Annotated in this window: 10 protein-coding genes and 1 pseudogene; 4 read left to right on the top strand and 7 right to left on the bottom strand. The window is 64.5% G+C overall.

The genetic code is table 11. The features are described 5' to 3' along the window. Both ACESNG_RS19080 and ACESNG_RS19075 read right to left on the bottom strand, forming a co-directional pair. Window positions 1–784 (bottom strand): annotated as a pseudogene (locus tag ACESNG_RS19080) (hypothetical protein); the annotation flags it as partial. Window positions 785–916: 132 nt separating this feature from the next. Beyond that, window positions 917–1,324, bottom strand: a complete 408-nt coding sequence (locus ACESNG_RS19075) for an RNA polymerase sigma factor (RefSeq protein WP_373058923.1) — start codon at window positions 1,322–1,324, stop codon at window positions 917–919. Between the two features lie 150 nt (window positions 1,325–1,474). Between ACESNG_RS19075 and ACESNG_RS19070 the strand changes: the two genes are divergently transcribed. From ACESNG_RS19070 to ACESNG_RS19055, 4 genes are all read left to right on the top strand, one after another. Next, window positions 1,475–1,753 carry an antitoxin gene (locus tag ACESNG_RS19070; RefSeq protein WP_373058925.1) on the top strand — a complete coding sequence of 93 codons (279 nt, stop codon included), beginning with the start codon at window positions 1,475–1,477 and terminating at the stop codon, window positions 1,751–1,753. Continuing rightward, a complete protein-coding gene (locus ACESNG_RS19065) occupies window positions 1,750–2,181 on the top strand; it encodes a type II toxin-antitoxin system VapC family toxin (protein ID WP_373058927.1) in 432 nt (143 codons plus the stop codon). The genes ACESNG_RS19070 and ACESNG_RS19065 overlap by 4 nt, the downstream gene beginning before the upstream one ends. A gap of 240 nt (window positions 2,182–2,421) precedes the next feature. Continuing rightward, entirely contained in the window at window positions 2,422–2,910 is a 489-nt protein-coding gene (locus ACESNG_RS19060) for an FKBP-type peptidyl-prolyl cis-trans isomerase (protein WP_373070376.1), read from the top strand. After that, a complete protein-coding gene (locus ACESNG_RS19055) occupies window positions 2,907–3,101 on the top strand; it encodes a DUF1289 domain-containing protein (RefSeq protein ID WP_373058931.1) in 195 nt (64 codons plus the stop codon). The genes ACESNG_RS19060 and ACESNG_RS19055 overlap by 4 nt, the downstream gene beginning before the upstream one ends. 28 nt (window positions 3,102–3,129) lie before the next feature. Here the strand turns inward: ACESNG_RS19055 and ACESNG_RS19050 are convergent, their stop codons facing one another. The 5 genes from ACESNG_RS19050 to ACESNG_RS19030 all read right to left on the bottom strand — a co-directional run bounded on the left by ACESNG_RS19050 (window position 3,130) and on the right by ACESNG_RS19030 (window position 7,948). Beyond that, the gene (locus ACESNG_RS19050; RefSeq protein ID WP_373058933.1) at window positions 3,130–3,618 is read right to left on the bottom strand and encodes a heme-binding protein; all 489 of its coding nucleotides are present in this window, start codon (window positions 3,616–3,618) and stop codon (window positions 3,130–3,132) included. A gap of 340 nt (window positions 3,619–3,958) precedes the next feature. After that, window positions 3,959–4,687 (bottom strand): hypothetical protein, encoded by a 729-nt coding sequence (locus tag ACESNG_RS19045; RefSeq protein WP_373070374.1) that lies wholly within the window; start codon window positions 4,685–4,687, stop codon window positions 3,959–3,961. A gap of 101 nt (window positions 4,688–4,788) precedes the next feature. Then, entirely contained in the window at window positions 4,789–6,528 is a 1,740-nt protein-coding gene (locus ACESNG_RS19040) for a putative ABC exporter domain-containing protein (RefSeq protein WP_373058953.1), read from the bottom strand. Window positions 6,529–6,530: 2 nt separating this feature from the next. Continuing rightward, window positions 6,531–7,262: an ABC transporter ATP-binding protein gene (locus ACESNG_RS19035; RefSeq protein ID WP_373058937.1), complete on the bottom strand. Its 732-nt coding sequence runs from the start codon at window positions 7,260–7,262 to the stop codon at window positions 6,531–6,533. Between the two features lie 65 nt (window positions 7,263–7,327). Next, window positions 7,328–7,948, bottom strand: coding sequence for a hypothetical protein (locus tag ACESNG_RS19030; protein ID WP_373058939.1), 621 nt, complete (start codon window positions 7,946–7,948; stop codon window positions 7,328–7,330). Window positions 7,949–8,297: the final 349 nt, after the last annotated feature.

The following is an 8,297-nucleotide window of genomic DNA, read 5'->3' as shown; positions in this document are numbered from 1 at the left end:
CGTGTAGCCACTTCCACGCCGTGAGTGAATCGGGATACAGCTGTATCATACGACGCGTAGTGGCGAGGCCTTCTTCCCACCCACGTCCCATGAGATCGTGGCTTCGCTGGTCGAGTGCTGATAGCAGCGGCTCCCCGTTCGACGTGGCTCGCATGACTTCCCACGCGCGTCCGCCAAGATCGTCCACGGCAGCGGCGGCGGTGTCTTCGACCGCGAGCGCGGCGAACACCACGGAGTCGGGGAGCGTGAAGCGCCCGGTGTATTCGTTACCCGTGGTGCGTTGCAGCGTGGCAATCTCGATCACCGGCACGCCCACGTTGTAGCTCTCGCCCTGCACCGTGCGAATGCGTGCGCGCAGTCGCAACACCGCCGGACGTCCCAGCAACGCACCGGTGTTGTAGCGCACCGTGACCGCTTCGCCGGCTTTGGGCAACGCGGTGGATAGCGTCATGGTGCCGGAGATCATGCCGGCTTCGATCACCGGTGTACCGCTCGCCAGTGACATCACTGTCCACGCGGCAATCCCGGCGGCGATGGTGGTCGGGATGGGCCAGCGGGTACGCCACAAGGGCTGTGCGGCATGGTGTGCGGCGGGTGACGAACTGGTCGTGTTGTGGTCGAAGATCTCGTCGTCAAAGCGCGCCTCGTCGACACTCTTGTCGTCAAATGCGTCGATGTGCTCAGGCACCAGCACACGTACGCCGGCGGCACGCGAGGCCAGCATACGTTCGCGCAATCCACTGGGCGCGGGGTTGGTCGGCAGCTGATCCACGAGCACCTGCAACTTACCGAGATAGCGTACAGTACTCTCACACTCGACGCAGCGCTGCACATGATCGGTGAGTGCGCGGTCACGCGAGTTGCCTTCGGAAATGCCGAGCAGGGCAGCGATCTCGGGGTGTGAAAGGCCTTCGATCTATCGGAGCACGAACACGGCGCGTAGCGTATCTGGGAGTATCGCGATGGCGCGCTCGAGGTCGGCCATGCCGACGCCGATGTCGGCCGATGCGTGGTGCGCAACGTGATCGGTATCGGCGAGTGTGTCTTCGCGACGACGCTTTGCGCTGCGAAGGCGCATGAGAGCCACACGCACGGTACGCGTGATCAGCCGTGCGCGCAGCGTGCCGCGTTCTTCGTAGCGCCGCAGTGCTTTGGGCAGCCCCACGAACATGTCGTGCACAGCGTCTTCAGCGTCTTCGCGGGAACCGAGCAGTTGTCGGGCAACGCGCAGCAGCCGGGGCGCGAACTCGTCGTAGAGTTGGCCGAGCGCGTGCGGATTGCCGGCTCGCACCCGATCGATCAGGTGCGTGGGGTGTTCGGTCACGCGGCGAGGTAAGGTGGGAGCAGTCATGGTAGGAAGGATTTCCCCATCAATGCCGGCGGCGGGTGGAGCGTTACAGCGGCGCTCGTGCTGAGGATCCCGCCATCGGTCTTATTGTTGACTCATCAATAATGAGTAAGATATACTCATTGAATGACTCAAAGACTTCAGGTTCTGTTGGACGATGAGGAGTTCGCGGAGATTCGCCGCGTGGCGGAGCATCAGCGCCTCACGGTTGCCGAATGGGTGCGACAGGCGCTGCGGACGGCCCGGCAGCATTCCCCGGCGGGGGATCCGCGGAGGAAACTGTCGGTTGTTCGCGAAGCCGCGCAGGGCGCGTATCCGGTCGGCGAACTCCCGAGCATGCTGGAGGAGATCGAGTCCGGATACTTGCTCGACGATCTCGACGCGGCGCCCGGGTCGGGCGAATGATCAGCCGCGATGTGCTCGGGCCGGAGAGCACGGTGTTCATCGATTCGAACGTGCCGATGTATCTCATCGGCGCGCCGCATCCGAACAAGGAAGCGGTTCGCCGCATGCTCGAGCGCTCGATCGCCCGTGGCGATCGGCTTGTGACCGACGCGGAGGTCTTCCAGGAGATCCTGCATCGGTACTTCGCGATCCATCGCCCGGATGCGATTCAGGCGGCGTTCGACGCGTTGCATGGCGTGGTCGACGAGGTCTATCCGGTCGATGTCGCCGATCTTGAGCAGGCGAAGGTGCTAATGCTCTCCGTGACGTCGTTATCGGCACGCGATGCGGTGCACGCGGCCATCATGCAGCGACGCGGAGTGCGTCGTCTCATGAGTCTCGACGCTGGCTTTGATCGACTGTCGTGGGTGGAGCGGCTCCGCGACTAACCTGGTGCCGCTTTTGGATGGGGATGGCTGGGGAGCGAACGACCGGCTGGGGGCTGGGGGTGATGGGTGATGGGTGGTGGGTGATGGGTGGTGGGTTAACGGCAGTGATCAGAGGGTCTGAGCTCAGCGTTCTGCGGACAGACGTTCTGATGACAGCGTTTTAGAATTCGAGGTATGAAACAACTTCTTCTGGCAGCGATGGTTCTTGGGGTGGTGGGGTGTGCTCGGGCACCGCGCTTCATGTTGCCGATTCCCCCGGTGGAGGGGAAGGCGAGGCCGCTGTTCTTGCTCGAGGCGATCGATATGGCCGTGGGCACAGGAACGGCGCTCACGTCGGGGCGCTGTGTGTACGCGCACTACACGGGGTGGACGACGGACGGTAAGAAGTTCGACTCGTCGCGTGACACCACCAACGCCGGACGGACGAAGGATCCGATCAGCTTTCCGCAGGGATTCCGGCGCGTGATTGCGGGATGGGATCTGGGTTTTCAGGGGATGAACGTGGGCGGTTCGCGCCGGCTTATCATTCCGTGGCAGTTGGCCTACGGAGAGAAAGGGCGGCTGCCGACGATCCCGGAAAAGGCCACGCTAATCTTCGACGTGGAGTTGATGCAGGTCGCCGATACGATGCCGCGCGCGGAAGGGGCGCCGCGACCGGCTGGGCAGGCGCCGTCGTGTCCGGCGTGGAATGCGGTGAAGCCGGTGCCGTCGTCTACATTGCGCGAATGAGCGATTCGTCCGTTCCACCGTTCCCGGCCACCTCTCCGTGCGTCAAGGTCTGCGTGATCGACCTGCGCGGGGAGTGTCGTGGTTGCCGTCGCACACTCACAGAGATCGGAGGGTGGTCGTATATGTCACTCGACGAACGGCGCGTGGTGAATCAGCGCATCGGTTTTCGCGGACACGACGAGAACCGATGAGCACGAACCGACGGTAACTGCGATGTGATCACAACTTGATGACGGCGGCGATCGCGGTCGCGGCCACTTGTTCATCCTGCGCGCTGGTCGCTCCACTCACCCCGACGGCGCCGATCACTTTGCCGCCCACGAGGATGGGGAGGCCGCCTTGCAATGCTACGAGCCCGTCCACCGATAGAAACGTCAACGTGTCGGCGAGAATCCGGTCGGCGTACACTTTGGTGGGCCGCCCGAACCGCGCTGCGGTGCGCGCCTTCCCTTGCGCGATCTGTACGGAGCCAGTGCTGGCATTGTCGAGCTTCAGAAAGCCCAGCAGGTCGCCGGCGGCGTCGGTCACGGCGATCGACACGTTCCACTTGTTCTGCTTCGCGGTGGCTTCGGCGCTGGCGAGCAAGCTCTTCACCGCGTCGGTGGTGAGCACCTTCGAGTCTGCCAGCTGGGCCAGCGACAGGCGCGGCGTGATGATCGCGAGGACAGCGACGGTAACGGCGGCGGACAGCAGGCGAGTGATGCGCATGGGCGGAGTAAGCTGATGGTGGGGGTCGGCCGGGAACAGCTGAATTCTCAATGCAACATTACGGTGTGTTTGTCGCGCTGCGCCAGCGTTGACGTATGGATGGCGCGGTGTGATTTCCGGGATTCTGTAACAACTGGTTCGCGCGAAGCTCGCGGAGAGCGCGAAGGCACGCCAAGAACAGCGGTGAGTTACGGCAAATGACCCACCGTCGGATCGGATCGACGGTAGGTCATTTCCTTTTCAAAAAAATAAAACGCGCTCTTAGCTGTTCTTCGCGTCTCGTCGCGTTCTCCGCGAGCTTCGCGCGAACCGCAGGTTTTCGACCCGTCCGAAAGCACCTTTACAGCGATCCCAGTAAGTCGTCGATGGCTTTCTGGTCGGCGTCTTCCAGCGGTTGGGCGCCGTGGATAATGCGCTGCAGGATATCGACCGCTTCTTCAGCCAGATTTTCCGGATACTTGCGGTCCTTGGCGAAGCGCACGATGTGGCCGAGGAGGATCGTTTCGTACGGTGACTCGTTGTTGCCGTCCTCGTCGTCGTCATCGTTGATGTCATCGTCCGCGTCATCGTCCGCGTCGCGCATGGCCTCGTAGCTGGGCACGCTCGCCTTCCACGGTTCGGCCGAATGCGCGTCGGCCTCCAGCGCGGCGCGCGGCACAAGGGCGAACAAGCGGCACTGCAGGCCAGGAGCCTCTTCGTAGGCGAACAGGCCGAGCGGGACTGGTTCTTCGAAGAGCTTGAGATCCACGAGGCGTTCGATCGCTTCCGGCGGCATCGCGCTGCGCGCCACCAGGCGGCCGTCGATGTACGCGGCGAGGGCCGACGATTCCGGGGCCCGCGGATCGTCCAGGCGTGACACCACCAGCGTGATCGGCTCACGGGTCGTCACGAAGACGGCTGGCTTTGTCCCGCCATCGACCGCATTCGGGTTGATGCTGTCGGTGACCCCGTAATCGTCGTCGCCGTCATCATCCCCGTCGTTTTCGTCGGGGGACGCGGGCGTGTCGTCGTCGTTGGGCGTTTCGTCCGGCGTTTCGTCGTCGGGCGCTTTGAATTCGTCAGCCGGCATGGCTCATGGACACGGTTCGTGAATCCTGCATCGGGGACATACCCCGGCATGGCAGGTTAGGCACCAAACCTCCGCACGGGAAGGGCGCGGACTGGCCACCGTCAGGTGGCGGCGACCTCGCTGACGTCGATCTTCTCGAAGACGCCGCCCAGCCAGAAGAGGATCGGCCAGAGCTCGGCCACCACGACCACACAGGCCAAAATGGTGGCGATCAGCACCGACCAGCCGCCCCAGTCGTTGGTGAACCACAGGATCAGCGCGCCAAGACCCACCGGAAACACCAAGGCCACGGCGGCCACGAGTGTGGTGGCACCGGTGGTGAGCAGGTTCTGGCCCATGGTTTCGAAGCCGCGCGCTTCGGTGCCCAAGCGCACCCAGGCCGGAAAGAGCAGTGCGGTACCGTTCTGGATCGTGAACATGAGCGCGTTGAAGATCGGCACGCCCACCACCACCGACAAAAAAATAGGGAGAGTGACGCCGCTTTCGGTCAACAATGCGGGCTCTTGCACGAACATCACCAACGGCACGACCATCAGCGACCACACCGTGACCGAATGCAGCACGGTCACCGCGGCAACCTCGGCCGCCACGATTCGCCATCCTGGAAGCGGCATCGTTTTCAGCATCGGGAGGCGCGGCAGATCGAGACGCAGATCGAAGCGCATCCAGAGCGGGCCGATGAACAGCAGCATCGCGCCCCACCCGAACGTGACACCCATGAACACATCGCCGGCGCGATCGGAGGCGGAACGCGTGACGGCGGCCAACACGGCGAGACTGACGGTGAACATGAGCAGCTGCGTACGCCACGCGCCGCCGCGCAGTGCGGCCACCACGTTCTTCCAGGCGATCGCCACTTCCGGGCGACCGGTAAGCGCGAGCGACGGCACCTTGGCCAGCTTGCCCTTTCGCGAGCGCGAGTTGCCCATTTGCGACGTGCGGAAACGCTGCAGTCGTTCGGCGCGATGCTGGGTGGCTTCGAGCGCGGCTTCTTCGAACGCCTTGTCGAGCCGTACGACCCAGAAGTAGTGTAGTGACAGAATCGCCGCGGCCCACGGCATGGCGATGAGCCACTTCGCGCCGCTCCCGAGGAACACCGGCTCGAGCACGGCGCGCACTGGCCAGAGGGCGGCGGCCGGCACTGGTGCGCGGAGTGCGTCGGTGATCGCGAGCAGTACCGCCTTGGTGCCCGACAGGCTCGCGACGCGCAGCAGCGGCCACGCCGTCACGACGCCGTAGACGACGGCCAGCAGCACCACCGCGAACACGACGAGCGGCAGGATGAGTCGGCGACGGGCTTTGCCGACGTGCTCCATGGCGTTCGCATGCACGATCGAGGCGCCCAGGCGATGTAAGGCGAGCGTGGAGAAGAGCATCCAGAGCGACAGGCCGCGCTGCCATCCTTCCACGGTGCCGCCGCCGCCGCGGAGCAGCACGCTGAAGATCAGCGTGTTGAGCAGAATGGCGAGCTGCATGCGCACCAGCTTCGCATGCACCAGTTGCCGTCGACTCACGGGCGCGGGGAAGAGGAACTGTACTTCGGCCGGAGTGAACGCGAGCGCGCTGCGTTCGCCGCCGAACACCCACCATCGCGCGGCCGATAGCAATATGAAGGCGCTGGCGATCGGTACGGCCACGTCGGTTTTTACGAGCGATGCGAGCGGTCCGCCGCCGAGCTGCGCATTCCGGAACAGCGCCCACCAGATGTACAGCATGCCCATGACGACGGCCGCGAGGTAGCGCGGGCTTTTGGCACGGGCCACCTGTTGGCGCAAGCGATTCACCAAGGTGCGCTGATACAGAAAGCGCATGGCCGGCACGGGTGCTGGCTGTTGCGGCATGGTCACGAGACCGTGTCGTCGCCGGTGAGTGCGATGAACATTTCCTCGAGCGACCGACCGGCCAGATCAGGGCGCGACTCGACGATCTCCGCGAGCGTGCCGAGGGCAACGGCCTGACCGCGACGAATCACGAGAATGCGCGTGCACAGTTCTTCGACGAGATGCAGGAGATGCGAGCTCAAGATGACGGCGGCACCGTCGCGGGCGCGCTCGGTGATCGTCTCCTTCATGCGGCGAATGCCGACCGGATCGAGTCCGGTCAGCGGCTCATCGAGTAGCAGCGCCGACGGCTGATGCAGCAGGCCGCACGCGATCGCCAGCTTCTGCTTCATGCCGCGCGAGAGTTCGGTGGGCAGCGCATCCTTCTTGGCGGTGAGCTCGAGCTCTTCGAGCAACACCGGAATGCGCGGCGCGGCGTCATGCACGCCATAGAGACGCGCCACGAACTGCAGATGTTCGGTGACCGTGAGATAGTCGAACAGCTGTGGTTCATCGGGAATGAACGCGAGCCGCGACTTGGCGGCCACCGGATCGGTGTGCAGATCGATGTCGGCGATACGAATACTTCCCGACGTGGGCTGCAGAATTCCGGCGAGCGCGCGCAGCGTCGTGGTCTTGCCGGCCCCGTTGGGACCGACCAGTCCGAGCACGTCGCCCGGGGCCACGCGAAATGACAGGGACTGCACGGCCACGGTGTCGCCGTAGAGCTTGGTGTACTCGATGACGTCAATCACGCAAAACAGTAAGGAGTACGGAGTAAGGAGTAGGGGGGCTCAGGACGCCGTCCGTAGTGTGATTGCTACGGAAAAATGAGCGGAGCACTGAGGGTAACGAACAGTGTTGCTCCCGCCGGAAGACACCGCTCAGTTTGTGAATTGCGCGCGGCGGCAATAGTTCCCGCTGCCGCGCCGCCGGCGGCTCCGATGACCGCCCCACGGGTGCCGCCGCCGAGCACGCGTCCGGCGATCGCGCCGATAATGGCACCGGTGATGACCTTGCCCTTGTCGCCGCCCTTGGAGACCTGACGCTCGGTGATGGCCACGTCGTCGCCGACGCGCACGGTGCCCTGCACGGGCACCAGCTCCCCGTTCACCTGCACGCTGCGCACGCGGAAGATGAAGCTGCCGTCGGCGGCCGGCTGCGCCATTTCCACGAGAATCGGGGTGCCGGCAGGAAGGGTCGCGTCATCGGGACCGTTCACGGGCACGGCGAGCTCGGCCACGATGCGGTCACCGGGTCGATTGGCGAGCGAGCAGATGGCGGCGTTCGTCTTTCCGGATAGTGAAGTGCCGGCGGTGAGTCCGCGGGACGGGCCGGGCGTGGCAGCTGGTGCGGTAGCCGGTGCGGTAGCCGGTGCGGTAGCTGGTGCAGGCGTTGCCACGGGTGCCTCGCCGACCGGCGCCGGCGCGGGGGCAGACACCGCAGGTTCGCGCGAAGCCCGCGGGGAACGCGAAGGGCGCGAAGAAGGGCGAATTGCTTGAGGAACAGTGGCTCTGGGTGCCGCCGGAGCTGATGAGCTCGGGGTAGATAATGCTGTGTCGCCGATCACGGGCGTGGACCGAGCGGGCGCGTCGCCGGCGGCCAGTGTGAGGTCGCGCGCAAGGAGCGAATCGACGGCTGAGGTCTGCGCATCCCGATCACGACATCCGGCCATCAAAACCATTGAAAGCGGGAGGCCGAGCGCGATAATGTGCCGCGCGCGGCAACGTTTCATCCCTTCCCAACGTTCGAAGTGAAGTTGCTGCGCGATCATGACGATAGTGGAAGGT

This window comes from Gemmatimonas sp., assembly GCF_041689975.1.
Lineage (GTDB): Bacteria > Gemmatimonadota > Gemmatimonadetes > Gemmatimonadales > Gemmatimonadaceae > Gemmatimonas.
The sequence above is the reverse complement of the archived record's forward strand: the minus strand, read 5'-3'. Positions and strand labels throughout refer to the sequence as shown.

Bases quoted from the DNA above. Each gene is read 5' to 3' on its own strand.
- ACESNG_RS19070 (WP_373058925.1), top strand. From the start codon at position 1,475: ATGACTCAAAGACTTCAGGTTCTGTTGGACGATGAGGAGTTCGCGGAG.
- ACESNG_RS19055 (WP_373058931.1), top strand. From the start codon at position 2,907: ATGAGCGATTCGTCCGTTCCACCGTTCCCGGCCACCTCTCCGTGCGTC.
- ACESNG_RS19050 (WP_373058933.1), bottom strand. From the start codon at position 3,618: ATGCGCATCACTCGCCTGCTGTCCGCCGCCGTTACCGTCGCTGTCCTC.
- ACESNG_RS19065 (WP_373058927.1), top strand. From the start codon at position 1,750: ATGATCAGCCGCGATGTGCTCGGGCCGGAGAGCACGGTGTTCATCGAT.
- ACESNG_RS19060 (WP_373070376.1), top strand. From the start codon at position 2,422: ATGTTGCCGATTCCCCCGGTGGAGGGGAAGGCGAGGCCGCTGTTCTTG.
- ACESNG_RS19045 (WP_373070374.1), bottom strand. From the start codon at position 4,687: ATGCCGGCTGACGAATTCAAAGCGCCCGACGACGAAACGCCGGACGAA.
- ACESNG_RS19040 (WP_373058953.1), bottom strand. From the start codon at position 6,528: ATGCCGCAACAGCCAGCACCCGTGCCGGCCATGCGCTTTCTGTATCAG.